Origin of the sequence: Microbacterium sp. 2FI (genome assembly GCF_005502885.1) — a bacterium.
Classification (GTDB): domain Bacteria; phylum Actinomycetota; class Actinomycetes; order Actinomycetales; family Microbacteriaceae; genus Microbacterium.
The window spans coordinates 74,010-89,191 of sequence record NZ_SCMR01000002.1; the positions used below are offsets into that span (position 1 = coordinate 74,010).

12 protein-coding genes are annotated in these 15,182 nt (G+C 69.8%); 10 read left to right on the top strand and 2 right to left on the bottom strand.

Annotated features, from left to right (window positions below; all coding sequences use genetic code 11):
- Positions 1-22: 22 nt before the first annotated feature.
- The 4 genes from leuS (at position 23) to holA (ending at position 6,719) form a co-directional block, all read left to right on the top strand.
- Positions 23-2,611, top strand: coding sequence for a leucine--tRNA ligase (leuS, locus tag FFS15_RS02725; RefSeq protein ID WP_137843473.1), 2,589 nt, complete (start codon positions 23-25; stop codon positions 2,609-2,611).
- Between the two features lie 90 nt (positions 2,612-2,701).
- The gene (locus tag FFS15_RS02730) at positions 2,702-3,316 is read left to right on the top strand and encodes a ComEA family DNA-binding protein (RefSeq protein ID WP_249353669.1); all 615 of its coding nucleotides are present in this window, start codon (positions 2,702-2,704) and stop codon (positions 3,314-3,316) included.
- A 3-nt stretch (positions 3,317-3,319) separates the two neighbouring features.
- The gene (locus tag FFS15_RS02735; RefSeq protein ID WP_137843474.1) at positions 3,320-5,671 is read left to right on the top strand and encodes a ComEC/Rec2 family competence protein; all 2,352 of its coding nucleotides are present in this window, start codon (positions 3,320-3,322) and stop codon (positions 5,669-5,671) included.
- A 10-nt stretch (positions 5,672-5,681) separates the two neighbouring features.
- Positions 5,682-6,719, top strand: a complete 1,038-nt coding sequence (gene holA / locus FFS15_RS02740; RefSeq protein ID WP_137843475.1) for a DNA polymerase III subunit delta — start codon at positions 5,682-5,684, stop codon at positions 6,717-6,719.
- Positions 6,720-6,817: 98 nt separating this feature from the next.
- Here holA and rpsT read toward each other — a convergent pair whose 3' ends face one another.
- Both rpsT and FFS15_RS02750 read right to left on the bottom strand, forming a co-directional pair.
- Entirely contained in the window at positions 6,818-7,078 is a 261-nt protein-coding gene (gene rpsT / locus FFS15_RS02745) for a 30S ribosomal protein S20 (RefSeq protein ID WP_137843476.1), read from the bottom strand.
- Between the two features lie 110 nt (positions 7,079-7,188).
- Positions 7,189-7,908 (bottom strand): alpha/beta hydrolase, encoded by a 720-nt coding sequence (locus FFS15_RS02750; RefSeq protein ID WP_137843477.1) that lies wholly within the window; start codon positions 7,906-7,908, stop codon positions 7,189-7,191.
- 50 nt (positions 7,909-7,958) lie between these two features.
- On the opposite strand from FFS15_RS02750, the gene FFS15_RS02755 reads away from it, so the two are divergent.
- The 6 genes from FFS15_RS02755 (at position 7,959) to dnaJ (ending at position 15,180) form a co-directional block, all read left to right on the top strand.
- Positions 7,959-9,140: an aminotransferase class I/II-fold pyridoxal phosphate-dependent enzyme gene (locus FFS15_RS02755; protein ID WP_137843478.1), complete on the top strand. Its 1,182-nt coding sequence runs from the start codon at positions 7,959-7,961 to the stop codon at positions 9,138-9,140.
- Between the two features lie 12 nt (positions 9,141-9,152).
- Entirely contained in the window at positions 9,153-11,003 is a 1,851-nt protein-coding gene (gene lepA, locus FFS15_RS02760) for a translation elongation factor 4 (protein WP_137843479.1), read from the top strand.
- 9 nt (positions 11,004-11,012) lie between these two features.
- Positions 11,013-11,663 carry a DUF1990 family protein gene (locus FFS15_RS02765; protein WP_137843480.1) on the top strand — a complete coding sequence of 217 codons (651 nt, stop codon included), beginning with the start codon at positions 11,013-11,015 and terminating at the stop codon, positions 11,661-11,663.
- A 7-nt stretch (positions 11,664-11,670) separates the two neighbouring features.
- On the top strand, positions 11,671-12,888 hold the full coding sequence (gene hemW, locus FFS15_RS02770; protein ID WP_137843481.1) for a radical SAM family heme chaperone HemW: 1,218 nt from the start codon (positions 11,671-11,673) through the stop codon (positions 12,886-12,888).
- Positions 12,889-12,975: 87 nt separating this feature from the next.
- Complete coding sequence (hrcA, locus tag FFS15_RS02775) at positions 12,976-14,019, top strand: heat-inducible transcriptional repressor HrcA (RefSeq protein WP_137843482.1); 1,044 nt, start codon at positions 12,976-12,978, stop codon at positions 14,017-14,019.
- Positions 14,020-14,070: 51 nt separating this feature from the next.
- A complete protein-coding gene (dnaJ, locus tag FFS15_RS02780; protein ID WP_137843483.1) occupies positions 14,071-15,180 on the top strand; it encodes a molecular chaperone DnaJ in 1,110 nt (369 codons plus the stop codon).
- Positions 15,181-15,182: the final 2 nt, after the last annotated feature.

Below are 15,182 nucleotides of genomic sequence, written 5' to 3' on the forward strand. Positions count from 1 at the left end.
ATCCCATGATTGGTCCTCCCACGTGAGTCAGACGCTTCCCCCCGACACCGCCGTGCCCTCCGAAGGCGGCTACGACGCCTACGCCGTTCAGCAGAAGTGGCAGGCGCGTTGGGCCGAGGCCGACCCGTTCCGGGCAGGAGGCGCCGAGGACTCCCGGCCGCGCAAGTACGTGCTGGGCATGTTCCCCTACCCCTCGGGCGACCTGCACATGGGGCACGCCGAGAACTACGCCTACGTCGACGTCGTCGCGCGGTTCTGGCGCCACCGCGGCTACAACGTGCTCAATCCGATCGGCTGGGACTCGTTCGGCCTCCCCGCCGAGAACGCCGCGATCCAGCGCGGCGCCGAACCGCGCGAGTGGACCTACGCCAACATCGAGCAGCACAAGAAGAGCTTCCGTGAGTACGGGTCTTCGTACGACTGGTCGCGGATCCTCCACACGAGCGACCCCGAGTACTACCGGTGGAACCAGTGGCTGTTCCAGCGCCTGTACGAGCGGGGCCTCGCTTACCGCAAGGACAGCCCGGTCAACTGGTGCCCGAACGACCAGACGGTGCTCGCGAACGAGCAGGTCGTCGACGGACACTGCGAGCGCTGCGGCGCGGAGGTCGTGAAGAAGAAGCTCACGCAGTGGTACTTCAAGATCACCGACTATGCCGATCGCCTCCTCGATGACCTGAACCAGCTCGAGGGCTTCTGGCCCCAGAAGGTCATCCGGATGCAGCGCAACTGGATCGGCCGGTCTGTCGGAGCCGACATCGAGTTCGAGATCGAAGGACGCGATGAGCGCGTCACCGTCTTCTCGACCCGCCCCGACACGCTGCACGGTGCCACGTTCTTCGTCGTCGCCCCCGACGGCGACCTGGCGGCGGAACTCGCAGCAGGATCGTCGGCAGAAGTGCGCGCGCGGTTCCAGGACTACCTCGCAGGTGTCCAGCGCGAGACCGATATCGAGCGCCAGAGCAGCGATCGCCCCAAGACCGGAGTGTTCCTCGAGCGCTATGCGGTCAACCCCGTCAACGGCGAGCGGCTGCCGATCTGGGCCGCCGACTACGTGCTGGCCGACTACGGTCACGGCGCCGTCATGGCTGTTCCCGCGCACGATCAGCGCGACCTCGACTTCGCGCGAGCCTTCGACCTGCCGGTGAAGGTGGTCGTCGACACGACCGCTCCGATCACCGGCGCGATCCCCGTCATCGAGCTCGACGAGCACGGCGTGCCGATCGACCCGGGCGCCGACGAGACGTCGCTCCGCGATCTCGATCCGGCGACCACGGGCATCGCCCTGACCGGCGAAGGCCGCATGATCAACTCGGGCGCGCTGGACGGACTCTCCAAGCGCAACGCGATCGCACGCATGATCGAGCAGCTCGAAGCTGCCGGTACCGGTCGTGCGGCGAAGTCCTATCGCCTCCGCGATTGGCTGATCTCGCGTCAGCGCTTCTGGGGAACGCCGATCCCGATGGTCCACACCGAGGACGGGCGCATCGTGCCGGTTCCGGACGACCAGCTGCCGCTCACCCTCCCCGACGCCAAGGGTCTCGATCTGACGCCGAAGGGCACCTCGCCCCTCGGCGGCGCCGAGGAATGGATGTCGACGGTCGACCCCGAGACGGGGGCACCCGCACGCCGCGACCCCGACACGATGGACACCTTCGTCGACAGCTCGTGGTACTTCCTGCGCTTCTTCGCACCCAACGACCAGACCGAGGCGTTCCCGACCCGCGAGGCAGACAAGTGGGCTCCCGTCGCCTCGTACATCGGCGGCGTGGAGCACGCGATCCTGCACCTGCTCTACGCGCGGTTCATCACCAAGGTCCTCTTCGACATGGGCCTCATCGAATTCACCGAGCCCTTCTCGAGCCTGATCAACCAGGGCATGGTGCTGCTGGGCGGCTCGAAGATGTCCAAGAGCAAGGGCAACCTCGTCGAGTTCGCCTCGAGCATGGTCGACCCGGGCGCCGATGCGGTCCGCACGGCGATCGCCTTCGCCGGGCCGGTCGAAGACGACATCAACTGGGAGGACGTCTCCACGACCGGCGCCCAGAAGTTCCTCGCCCGCGCGTGGCGCGTCGCGAAGGACGTCGCGAGCGAGCCCGACGTCATCTGGGCCGAAGGAGATCCGGCGCTCCGACGCGTCACCCATCGCCTACTGGCAGATGCCCCCGGCCTCGTCGAGCAGACGAAGTTCAACGTCGTCGTCGCGCGCCTCATGGAACTCGTCAACGCCACCCGCAAGGCGATCGACACCGGTGCCGGTCCCGCGGACCCCGCCGTCCGCGAGGCGGCCGAGGCGACCGCGATGATCCTCGACCTGTTCGCTCCCCACACCGCCGAGGAGATGTGGGAGATCCTGGGCTACGACGGATTCGTCGGCCTCGCGACGTGGCGGAACGCCGATCCGACGCTTCTGGTCGAGGAATCGGTCACCGCGGTCGTGCAGATCGACGGCAAGGTGCGCGCGACGCTCGAGGTCCCCGCGCGGATCGACGCGGCCGAGCTCGAGCGGATCGCCCGGTCCGATGCACGCGTGCTCCGATCGCTCGGAGACCGCGAGATCGTCCGTGCAATCGTGCGCGCGCCGAAGGTCGTCAGCTTCAGCACGCGCTGAGGTTCCTCCCCAGGGGCGTCGACCGGCCGCAGCATCCACATGCGGTCCGTGCCGGTCGGCATCCGATCGCCCTTCTCCTAGCGTGAGGGCGTGACGTCCGCCGAACCACCCGCGCGTGCCGCGCCGGCGAGCCGGCTGGGTCTCGGCGCCGCGGTGGTCGTCGTCATCGTCGCGCTCGCGGTCACGGTGGGCATCGGGATTCTGCGCGGTGCCACCGCTCCCGTCGAGAGCGTGACAGTCGATGCGACAGCCTCGACGACGGATGCCGAGTCCACGTCGCTCGTGTACATCCACGTGTCGGGGGCGGTCGGGAACCCGGGTCTCTATGCGCTCGGCGACGAGGCCCGCGTCGTGGACGCGATCGCGGTTGCGGGCGGCTTCGCAGCCGACGCCGACCGGAGCGCCGTCAATCTGGCGCGTCCCCTCAGCGACGGCGAGCAGCTTCACGTCCCGGCCGTGGGGGAGACCACGACAGCGGCGGGGTCGGGCGACGCCGTGACGCAGGGTGGAGACGGACGCGTGAACCTCAACACCGCCGACGTCGCAGAGCTCGACACACTGCCGCGGATCGGAGCCGCGATGGCCGAGCGCATCATCGACTGGCGCACGCAGAACGGCCGGTTCACGAGTGTGGAGGATCTGCTCGCCGTCCCGGGCATCGGCGACAAGATGCTCGAGTCGCTCCGCGACCTCGTGACGGTGTGACCGATGCCGTCGCGCGGCGCGGTCCGGCTGGCAGCAGTGGCGGCGAGTGTCTGGGCGGTGTGCCTGGCGGCGGTGCACGCACCGGAGATCACCGGCGCGCTGGCGACCGTGCTGTGGTGCTGCGCGCTCGGCGCGGTCGCGATCGCCGCGAGGACCCGGCGCCGGACCAGGCGGGGCCGACTGGCCGCCGCGGTGATCGTGCTCGCACTCGCGGGGTCAGCCGCGGCCGCCTCGCACGTCGCTTTCGCCCAACCTCCGCGCGCAGCACTCGAAGACCCGCGATTCGGAGGCGGCCGGGCGATCACTGTGTCCCTTGAAGCCACGGGCAAGATCGAGCGGCGCAGCGACGGCCTGCTGGCCTTCGACGCCCGGACCGTCTCGATCACGGCGGGGGATGAGACCCGGCACCTCGCCGTCGACATCACTGTCGCGGTCGAACTCGCCGACGTCGACGACATCGCCCGGCTCGACGTCGGGGCACGCGTCACGGCGCGCGGAGTCCTGCAGCCGGCGTGGCCGGGAGAGCGAGCGGCCGCGCGAATTCTCGCCTCGCGCGGCATCGAGATCGTGCGCGCGCCGCAAGACGCCCTGGCAACGGCTGCCGCACTGCGCAGCGGACTCGTGTCTGCGGTCGCGGGCCTCCCCGGCGACGGCGCAGGTCTCGTGCCGGGGCTCGCGGTGGGGGACACCACGGCCGTCTCGAGCGATCTCGACGCTGCGATGAAGGCGTCCTCCCTCTCACACCTCACGGCGGTGTCCGGCGCGAACTGCGCCATCGTCGTGGGCATCGCCGTCGTGCTGGCGGCGCTCCTCGGAGCAGGCAGACGCGTTCGAGTCGCCTGCGGGCTCGCCGCCCTCGCGGGCTTCGTGCTGCTCGTCACCCCCGAGCCGAGTGTCGTGCGCGCCGCCGTGATGGCGGCGATCGCGATGCTGGGGCTCGTCCTCGGGCGACCGTCGTCGGGGCTCGCGATCCTCGCTGTGGCTGTCGTCGTCGTGCTCGTGGGTGACCCGTGGCTCGCGCCGTCGCTCGGGTTCGCGCTCTCGGTGACGGCGACGGCGTCGCTCCTGCTGTTCGCACGGCCGCTTGCCGACGGCCTCACCCGAGTGCTGCCGCGGGCGCTCGCGCTCGCCCTCGCCGTACCGCTCGCGGCACAGCTCGCGTGCGGCCCTCTGCTGATCCTCATCACACCCGACGTGCCGCTGGCAGGTGTCCTCGCGAACCTGCTGGCAGCCCCCGCCGCCCCCGTGGCGACCATCGTGGGGCTCGCAGCGTGCCTTGCCGCGCCGCTTCCTGCCGTGCAGTCGGGCCTCGCGGCGATCGCGTGGCTCCCGGCTTCGTGGATCGCGGGCACCGCGCGCACCGTGAGCGCGCTGCCCGGCGCGACGGCGACGTGGATCGAAGGCTGGGCCGGCGCCGTGATTCTGGCCCTGGTCGGGGCTGCGCTGGGAATCGTCATCGGCCTGGGTCGGGGGCGGTCCCGGGCGCGTGAACGCGTTCGATGGATGGCACTGCTGGCGTTGGCGACGGTCGTCGGCATCGTCGCGGGATCATCCGCCCTCGCCGGAGTCGCGGGCCGGTGGACGCTTCCGAGCCAATGGTCGATCTTGGCGTGCGACGTCGGGCAGGGCGACGCCGTCCTCGTGCGATCGGCCGGGGCGATCGCGCTCATCGACACCGGACCCGACCCGAAGGCGCTCGACGCCTGCCTTGCTCGGGCCGGAATCGTCCACATCGACCTGCTGGTGCTGACGCACTTCGACGCCGACCACGTCGGCGGTCTCGAGGCGGTCGCGGGCCGCGTCGGAACCGTGCTGCACGGTCCGCCCGGCGACGGCGACGACGCGATCCTCGGCGCCCTCGAAGGTGGTGGTGCAGATCTCCTCGCCGCCGACACCGGCGCGACCGGGGCTCTCGGCGACGCGCGATGGCATGTGCTGTGGCCGCAGGCCGCCAGTCGCGCCTTCCCTCCCGGCAACGACGCCAGCGTCGTGCTCGAGATTCGCGGCGGTGCCGTGCCGGCTGTCCTCCTGCTCGGCGACCTGTCGGCATCCCCTCAGCGGGCGATCGCGGCGAGCGGACTCCTCGCCCGCTCCTACGCGGTCGTCAAGGTCGCCCACCACGGCAGCGCGGATCAGCATGCCGCCCTCTACCGCGCCGTCCAGCCCTCGATCGGGCTCATCACGGTCGGCTCCGGCAACGACTACGGGCACCCGCGCGCCGAGGTCCTCGCCGAACTGGATGCCCTCGGGGCGCGCATCGCGCGCACCGATCGGGACGGCATGGTCGCGGTCTGGTCCGTCGGCGATGAGGCCGCACTCTGGCGCGAGCGCGGCGGCGTCGGCCGCGGTGGCTAGGCTGGATGCCATGCCCCCCGCAGCGCGCCGACCCCCTGGCAAGACGGCGCGCAGCGCCATCCCGCAGCTCTCGTGGCGGGCGCCTCAGCCGGCTCCGATCGTCCTGGTCTCGGGTCCCGAGGACGTGTGCGCGGAGCGGGCGATCGCCGGCCTGCGCGACTACCTCCGAGCCGAGGATGCCAGCCTCGAGGTGTCGGATCTGCGCGCCGACGACTACGCACCCGGCACACTGCTGGGCGTCACGTCGCCGTCGCTGTTCGGCGAGCCGCGCCTCGTGCGGGTGACCGGTGTCGAGAAGTGCTCCGACGCCTTCCTCTCCGAGGCCACGTCGTATCTCGCCGCGCCACAGGAGGGCGCCACCGTCGTCCTCCGGCACACCGGCGCGAGCGTCCGAGGAAAGAAGCTCCTCGACGCCGTCCGGGCCGGTGAAGGTCAGGGCGTCGAGATCGCATGCCCGGCGATCAAACGCGACTCCGATCGCTTCGACTTCGCGTCGGGAGAATTCCAGTCCGCCCGCAAGCGCATCGCCCCCACCGCGCTGCGCACCCTGGTTTCGGCATTCGCCGACGACCTGACCGAACTCGCCGCGGCGTGTCAGCAGCTCATCGCCGATGTGCCCGGCGACATCACCGATCAGGTCGTCGAGCGCTACTACGGCGGACGCGTGGAGACGTCGGCGTTCGCCGTCGCCGACACGGCGATCGCCGGGCGCTACGGCGACGCGCTCATCGCGCTGCGGCACGCGCTCGCCTCGGGGGCCGACCCCGTGCCGCTCGTCGCGGCCATCGCCTCGAAGCTGCGGACGATGGCGCGCGTCGCCGGGCATCGCGAACCCGCGAGCGCGCTCGCGGGTCGTCTCGGACTCAAGGACTGGCAGGTCGACAGAGCACGCCGGGATCTGTCGGGGTGGAACGAAACGACGCTCGGCATGGCCATCCAGGCCGCTGCACGAGCCGACGCCGAGGTCAAGGGCGGCTCGCGCGATGCCGTGTTCGCGGTCGAGCGTCTCATCACCGTGATCGCGACGCGCGCTCCCTACGCCGGTTGACGCGACACGCGCAAAAGCCTCGTTCACGACGAAGAAGGCCCGTCCCTGTGGGGACGGGCCTTCTTCGATGCTGCGACGGTCTCAGCGACCGATCACGCTCAGAGCGCGGCAACCTGCTTCGCGATGGCCGACTTGCGGTTCGCGGCCTGGTTCTGGTGGATGACACCCTTGCTCACGGCCTTGTCGAGCTTCTTGGTCGCCGTCGCGAGGGCCTTCTCGGCCGCGGCCTTGTCGCCGGCGGCGATGGCCTCGCGGGTGCGACGCACCTCGGTCTTCAGCGAGCTCTTGACAGCCTTGTTGCGCTCGTGCGCCTTGTCGTTGGTCTTGTTGCGCTTGATCTGCGACTTGATGTTCGCCACGTGTCGACGTTCTTTCGTTCGGAGTGATTCGGAGAGTGCCGGTCAGCAGAGAGGGCGCTTCGCGGCGGTCGTGAGGGCATAACCCACACGCAAGCCAATCACCGAGTCTATCAGGTCTCCTCGAGCGTCGTGATCGCCAGGTGCAGGAGCGCGTTGAAGACCTCGGGTCGCATCGCCGTCACGAGGTGGGTGGTGCGAGGCACGACGATGAGCTCGCTATGGGGCACGAGGCGCTGGAACAGCTTTTCGTTCACACGGAGCTGGTCGTACTGGCCGTTGATGAACCATAGCGGCACATCGATGCGGCGCAGCGCGGCGATCAGATCGAGCACCGAGAGGCTCCGCAGCGCGGTGTCCTGCGCGGCGATCGCGTAGCCGCCCGCGCCGAAGTCGTCGCGCGTGGCGGGCGGGAGCGTGCGGTCGAGCACCTTGTCGGTGAGCCACATGCCGCGATCGGGGAGCGAATAGAAGCCGCGAGCGAGCACGCGATACGTCGTCAACGCCGCGCCGCGGGGGATCGCCGTGCACGAGGCGGCGATGAAGCCGGCGACCGGCGGGCGATCCTCGCGACCGACGTACTCGATCGACAGCAGTCCGCCCATGGAATGACCGGCGAGCAGCACCGGGCCGCGGGTCGCGGCATCCTGGACCGCATCATCGATCGTGGCGAACGCGCCGTCGAGGGTGAACGGCTCCGCCATGCGCGGACCGTGACCGGGAAGACTCACCGCCACCACCGGCGTTCCGCGCTCGCGCAGGTACTCGACCTGCGCGCGCCACATGGTCACGGACGTGCGGACGCCGTGCACGAGCACGACCTGCACGACCATCGCCCCAGGCTAGCGACACGTCGGGCGCGTGCGGCCGTAGCATGACGAGCATGCCCGAGATCGCAGCGCACGTCGAGCGGATGCCGGGGTCGGGCGTTCGCCACATCCTCGAACGGGCGCTGCGCCAGCCGGGTGCGATCATCCTCGCGGTGGGGGAGCCGGGTGAGCTCGTCCGCGAGGAGGTGCGCGCCGTCGCCGCGCAGGCCTGGCACGCCGGCGATCTGCGCTACGCGCCCAACGGCGGCATCCCGCTTCTTCGCGAGGCGATCCGAGACAAGCTCACGCGTGAGAACGGCCTCGACGTCGACGTCGAGCAGATCTGGGTGACCGTGGGCGCGACCCAGGCGCTGCACATGGCGATGGCTGTCACGCTCGGTCGCGGTGACGAGGTGCTCGTGCCCGACCCGGGTTACACCACCTTCACGATGAACGCACATCTGCTCCAGGCGATGCCGGTGCCGTACCGGCTGCGTCCGGAGCGGGCATTCCAGCCGGATCTCGCAGAGCTCGAGGCGCTGATCACCCCGCAGACCCGCGCGGTCATCGTCAACACGCCGTCCAATCCGCTCGGCTCCACCTTCGACCGTCCGACCCTCGAGGCCATGATGGCTCTCGCGCACAGGCACGACCTGTGGGTCATCAGCGACGAAGTGTACGAGCGGTTCACCTGGGGGGCGCCCCACGTGAGTGTGCACACCCTCGATCAGGACGGCCGTGTTCTGTCGGTGTTCTCGACCTCGAAGACCTACGCGATGACCGGCGCCCGCGTGGGATGGCTCGTCACGCCGCCGGGATGGCGGTCGACGATGCTGCGGGTGCAGGAGTCGCTCGTCAGCTGCGTGGACGCTCCGTCGCAGCGGGCTGCGGCCGCCGCGATCTCGGGCGACCAGAGCGATGTCGCGCGAGCCGCAGACCACTATCGCGACAATCTCGCGGCCGCGATGGCCCAGCTCGACGCGCAGGGACTCCGATACCTCCCTCCGACCGGTGCGTTCTATCTGTGGATCGACGTCTCGCACGCGTCCGGCGGCGACGTGACCGCCTGGTGCGAGAGATTCCTCGAAGAAGCCGGGGTCGCCGTCGCACCGGGAAGGGCGTTCGGCGCGTCGGGTGAGGGGTGGATCCGCGTGTGCGTCGCGAGTGACCGCGCATCGTTGCTGGAGGGGCTCAGCCGACTCCCCGCAGCATCCGAATCAGGGAGTGCGCAGGGTGCAGGCTCCCCTCACCCGTAGAATCGAGGTGACATGTCACCCCGCGCCCTCAAGCCTCTCGAGCCTTCTGCGACCCCGCCCGAGCTCCTTCGCAACTTCTGCATCATCGCCCACATCGACCACGGCAAGTCGACACTGGCCGACCGCATGCTGCAGATCACGGGCGTCGTGTCCGATCGCGACATGCGCGCGCAGTACCTCGATCGCATGGACATCGAGCGCGAGCGCGGCATCACGATCAAATCCCAGGCGGTGCGGATGCCGTGGCAGACCGCCGACGGCACGTTCGCGCTCAACATGATCGACACGCCCGGGCACGTCGACTTCACATACGAGGTGAGCCGTTCGCTCGCCGCGTGCGAGGGCGCGATCCTGCTGGTGGATGCCGCGCAGGGGATCGAGGCGCAGACGCTCGCGAACCTCTACCTCGCGCTCGAGAACGATCTGCACATCATCCCCGTGCTCAACAAGATCGACCTCCCGGCCGCGGATCCCGAGAAGTTCGCGCTGGAGCTGGCGAATCTCATCGGCGGCAAGCCCGACGACGTGCTGCGCGTCAGCGGCAAGACCGGCCAGGGCGTCGAGGAGCTGCTCGACCGCATCGTGCGCGAGATCCCGGCGCCGAAGGGCGATGCGAACGCCCCGGCACGCGCGATGATCTTCGACTCCGTCTACGACTCCTACCGCGGCGTCGTCACCTATGTGCGCATGATCGACGGCAAGCTCGAGCCGCGCGAGCGCATCCAGATGATGTCGACGCGGGCGACGCACGAGCTGCTCGAGATCGGGGTGTCGAGCCCCGAGCCGAGCCAGACCAAGGGCCTCGGCGTCGGCGAGGTCGGCTATCTCATCACCGGCGTGAAGGACGTGCGCCAGTCGAAGGTCGGCGACACCGTCACGAACTTCCGCAAGCCCGCGACCGTCGCCCTCCCCGGCTACACCGATCCGAAGCCCATGGTGTTCTCGGGCGTCTACCCGATCGACGGCAGCGACTACCCCGATCTTCGCGAGGCTCTCGACAAGCTGAAGCTGTCCGACGCCGCCCTGCAGTACGAGCCCGAGACCTCCGTCGCCCTCGGCTTCGGCTTCCGCTGCGGCTTCCTCGGGCTCCTCCACCTCGAGATCATCACCGAGCGTCTCTCACGCGAGTTCGACCTCGACCTCATCACCACCGCTCCGAGCGTCATCTACGAGGTGACCACCGACGCCGGCAAGCAGATCACGGTCACCAACCCGAGCGAGTACCCCGACGGCAAGGTCGCCTCGGTCACCGAGCCCATGGTGAAGGCGGCGATCCTCACGCCCAAGGACTACGTCGGCACCGTCATGGAGCTGTGCCAGACGCGTCGCGGGACGCTCCTGGGTATGGAGTACTTCAGCGAGGAGCGCGTCGAGCTGCGCTACAACATGCCGCTCGGCGAGATCGTGTTCGACTTCTTCGATCAGCTCAAGTCTCGGACCCAGGGCTACGCGAGCCTCGATTACGAGCCCAGCGGCCATCAAGAGGCCGACCTCGTCAAGGTCGACATCCTGCTCCAAGGCGACAAGGTCGACGCGTTCAGCTCGATCGTCCACCGCGACAAGGCCTACGCCTACGGCACGATGATGACCGAGCGACTGCGCAAGCTCATTCCGCGCCAGCAGTTCGAAGTGCCTATCCAGGCCGCCATCGGCGCCCGCATCATCGCCCGCGAGTCGATTCGAGCGATGCGCAAGGATGTCCTGGCGAAGTGCTACGGCGGTGACATCACCCGCAAGCGCAAGCTCCTCGAGAAGCAGAAGGAGGGCAAGAAGCGCATGAAGATGGTCGGTCGCGTCGAGGTCCCCCAGGAGGCGTTCATCGCCGCGCTGTCGGGCGACACCGAAGGAAAGTCGGCCAAGTAGGCTGGTCAGATGCGTCGAGGCAGCTTCCGGGACGACACCGTCGACTACGCCGCGGTGGGTGCCACCCAGGCGCCCGACCTCATGCACTTCCCGCCGGAGCGCAGCATCCCGGCCGAGGAGTCGTGGCGGATCGGCAGCGGCGAGTCGCGCTTCACGACGGCGAGCGATGCCCTCATGTCGTGGGCCGCTCAGCGTGGCGCAGGCCTGGCCGTGAAGGATGTACGGCCGGCCGCAGGCCCGATGTACTCGGGCGTGAGCTTCGACGCCGAGGGCACCCCGATCGCTCCGAGTCGCTCCGATGCCGATGTGCGCTTCGACGCCGACGGCACGCCGTACGTCGCGGCGGGAACCACCATCCGCGTCGACGGTCGGGTCAAGGGCCTGCGAGCGGATGCGGAGCTCCGCGTGATCTTCGCCGTCGACGAGCCCCGTCGCGTGGGATTCGCCCTCGGCACGGTCTCGGACTCCGTCGTCAGCGGCGAAGAGTCCTTCATGGTCGAGTGGTACGACAACGACGAGGTCTGGTTCACGGTTCGCGCGTTCGATGCGCCGTCCGCGCTCGTCTACCGGGTCTTCCCGGGGCTCGTCCGCCGCCGCCGGCGAGAGCTGTTCACGCGGTACCTGCGCGCGATCTCACCGCTGTACACGACGCCCGCGTGAGTCGCTGATGGGCGCCGCACTTCCCCTGGGCGAGCCCGTTCCCTCGGACGGCGCACTGCCCGCCGGATTCGGCATCGATCCGGAGACCGCGTTCGGGGTGTACCTGCACGTCCCGTTCTGCCGCGTGCGCTGCGGGTACTGCGACTTCAACACCTACACGTCGGACGAGCTGCGCGGCGCCCGCCAGGACGAGTACGCCGACACGCTGCTGCGCGAGATCGCGCTGGCCCGTGACGTGCTCGCCGCCGTCGGCGACGTGCGTCCGGCATCCACCGTCTTCTTCGGCGGAGGAACCCCGACTCTGCTGCCGCCCGGCGATCTCGCCCGCATGCTCGCAGGCGTCCGCGATGCGTTCGGCATCGCTCCCGGTGCCGAGATCACGGTCGAGGCCAATCCCGACACCGTCGACACGGCGGTCGCGGCCGAGCTCGCGGCATCCGGCGTCACGCGTCTGTCGATCGGGATGCAGTCGGCGGTTCCTCATGTGCTCGCCGCGCTGGATCGCACACACGATCCCGGCAACGTCCGCACGGCGGTCGAGGCGGCGCGAGGCGCCGGCCTGGCGGTCAGCGTCGACCTCATCTACGGGGCACCGGGCGAGACGCTCGATGATTGGCGGACGTCGCTCGAGACTGCGCTCGCGCTCGAGCCCGACCACATCTCGGCGTACGCGCTGATCATCGAGGACGGCACGAAGCTCGCGCGCCAGATCCGCCGCGGCGAGGTTCCGGCTCCGGAGGATGACCTCCAGGCCGACATGTACGAGCTCGCCGACGATCTCCTCGCGACGGCCGGATTCGAGTGGTACGAGGTGTCCAACTGGGCGCGCGACGACAGCCGGCGCTCACGCCACAACCTCGCCTACTGGCAGGGGACCGACTGGTGGGGCTTCGGTCCGGGTGCGCACAGTCACATCGCCGGGGTCCGCTTCTGGAACGTCAAGCATCCGGCCGCCTACGCACAGCGCCTCGCTGCGGGGGAGTCGCCCGGTGCGGGCCGCGAGATACCCGACGCCGAAGCCCGCGCCCTCGAAGACGTGCTCCTGCGCACGCGCCTGCGCGACGGGATGCCGGTCTCCGAGCTCCTGGGCGAGGGTCGGCACGCCGTCGCCGCCCTCATCGCGGACGGCCTCATCGACGGCGCGGCCGCTGTCCGCGGTAACGTCGTCCTCACCCGCCGCGGGCGCCTCCTGGCCGATGCGGTTGTTCGCGCGCTCACGCGCTGACGCGCCTCACGGCCGGAGTCGGGGTCATCCGGTAGAATTGGCACTCCAGTCGTACGAGTGCCAGTCGACGACGTCAGGAGGCGGGGAATGGTCAGCGAACGGGGACTCCAGGTTCTCCGGGCGATCGTGCAGGACTATGTCGACACCCGCGAGCCTGTCGGCAGCAAGGCGATCGTCGATCGTCACGCCTTCGGCGTCTCGGCGGCGACGATCCGAAACGACATGGCGCTGCTCGAAGACGAAGAGCTCATCGTCGCACCCCACACGTCGTCAGGGCGCGTTCCGACCGACAAGGGGTATCGCGTCTTCGTCGACCACTTGGCCGAACTTCGCCCCCTGAGCGGTGCGCAGCGCACCGCGATCGCATCCTTCCTCGACGGCCCGGGCGATCTCGACGACGTGCTCGCCCGCACGGTGCGAGCACTCACACAGCTCACCGGCCAAGTCGCGATCGTGCAGTACCCGTCCTTCGCCCGCGCGAATGTGACGCATGTCGAGCTGGTCCAGCTGGGCGGCGGGCGCATGCTCGTCATCGTCGTGACCGACACCGGACGCGTGTCGCAGCGGATGGCGTTCGTGCGGCACGAGTTCGACGACACCGACCTCGCCCACATGCGTGCCGAGCTGGGCACGCTCCTCGTGGGTCTTCCGGTCCGCGACGGTCTGCAGCGCATCGGCGACCACCTCACCGCTCTGCCCGGTACCGACCTCGCGCCGCGAACGTCGGCGACCGCCGAGATCGTGCGGGTCGTCGCGGAAGAGCTCGAGGAGTTCCGGCAGGATCGTCTTGTGATGGCCGGCAGCGCCACGCTCGCTCGCCGCGAGGCCGACTTCCGCGGCAGCATCTACCCCCTCCTCGAAGCGATCGAGGAGCAGGTGACGATCCTCCGGCTCATGGGCGAGATGGTCGCCGACGAGCACGGCCTCGCCGCGAGCATCGGGCGCGAGAACGAGCCGTTCGGTCTCGGCGAAGCATCCGTCGTCGCGAGCGACTACGACGCCACGGGCTCGCGCGCGCGCGTCGGCCTCCTCGGCCCGACCCGCATGGATTACCCCACCAACCTCGCGGCGGTGCGAGCCGTCGCCCGCTATCTCACGCGCATGCTCGAAGAAGACGAGAGCAGCCGCTGACGCGGATTCAGAACATACGATCCCGCGCCAGGCGCGGGCAGGAAGGCGACTGTGGCTGACCACTACGAGGTCCTCGGTGTCTCGCGCGAAGCGACGACCGACGAGATCAAGAAGGCGTACCGACGCCTCGCGCGGCAGCTCCACCCCGATGTGAACCCGGGGGAGGAGGCATCCGAGCGATTCAAGCTCGTGACGCATGCCTACGACGTGCTGAGCGATCCCGAACAGCGGGCGCGCTACGACATGGGCGGCGACGGCGGGTTCGGCGGCGCCGGTGGATTCGGCGGATTCGGCGACATCTTCGAGACCTTCTTCGGTGCCGCCGGAGGCAATCGGGGCGGTCGGCCCCGCTCGCGTCGGGAGCGCGGCCAGGATGCCCTCGTGCGGGTGACGCTCGACCTCGGCGACGTCGTCTTCGGCGTCCACCGCGACATCGAGGTCGACACCGCGGTCGTGTGCGACACGTGCGAGGGTTCGTGCTGCCAGCCGGGCACCCAGCCCGTGCGCTGCGACATCTGCCAGGGATCGGGCCATGTGCAGCGGCAGGTGCGCAGCCTCCTCGGCAACGTCGTGACCACTCAGCCGTGCAACGTCTGCCAGGGCTACGGCACGACCATCCCGTACCCGTGCGCCACGTGTCAGGGACAGGGCCGCGTGCGCTCGCGCCGCACCGTCTCGCTCGACATCCCGGCCGGCGTCGAGACCGGACTCCGTTTGCAGCTCCCGGGCTCCGGCGAGGTCGGACCCGCCGGCGGTCCGAACGGCGATCTCTACCTCGAGGTCACGGTGGCCCCGCACGAGGTCTTCAGCCGCGAGGGCGACGACCTGCTGGCGACCCTCGAGGTGTCGATGCCCGATGCGATCCTGGGCACCACGACCACGATCGAGTCGCTGGACGGCCCGGTCGAGCTCGAGCTGCGCCCGGGCGTCCAGGCCGGCGACATCCTCACCATCAAGGGCCGCGGCATCACCCCGCTGCGCGGCTCGCAGCGCGGTGACCTGCGCGTCGGCGTGCACGTGGTGACCCCCACCCGGCTGGACGCCAAGGAGCGCGCGCTGATCGAAGAGTTCGCCGGGCGTACCAAGGCGCCTGCGCCGAGGCTGGCGGAGTTCCACCAGGGACTCTTCGCCAAGCTTCGCGATCGCTTCCGGAACGGCTGAGC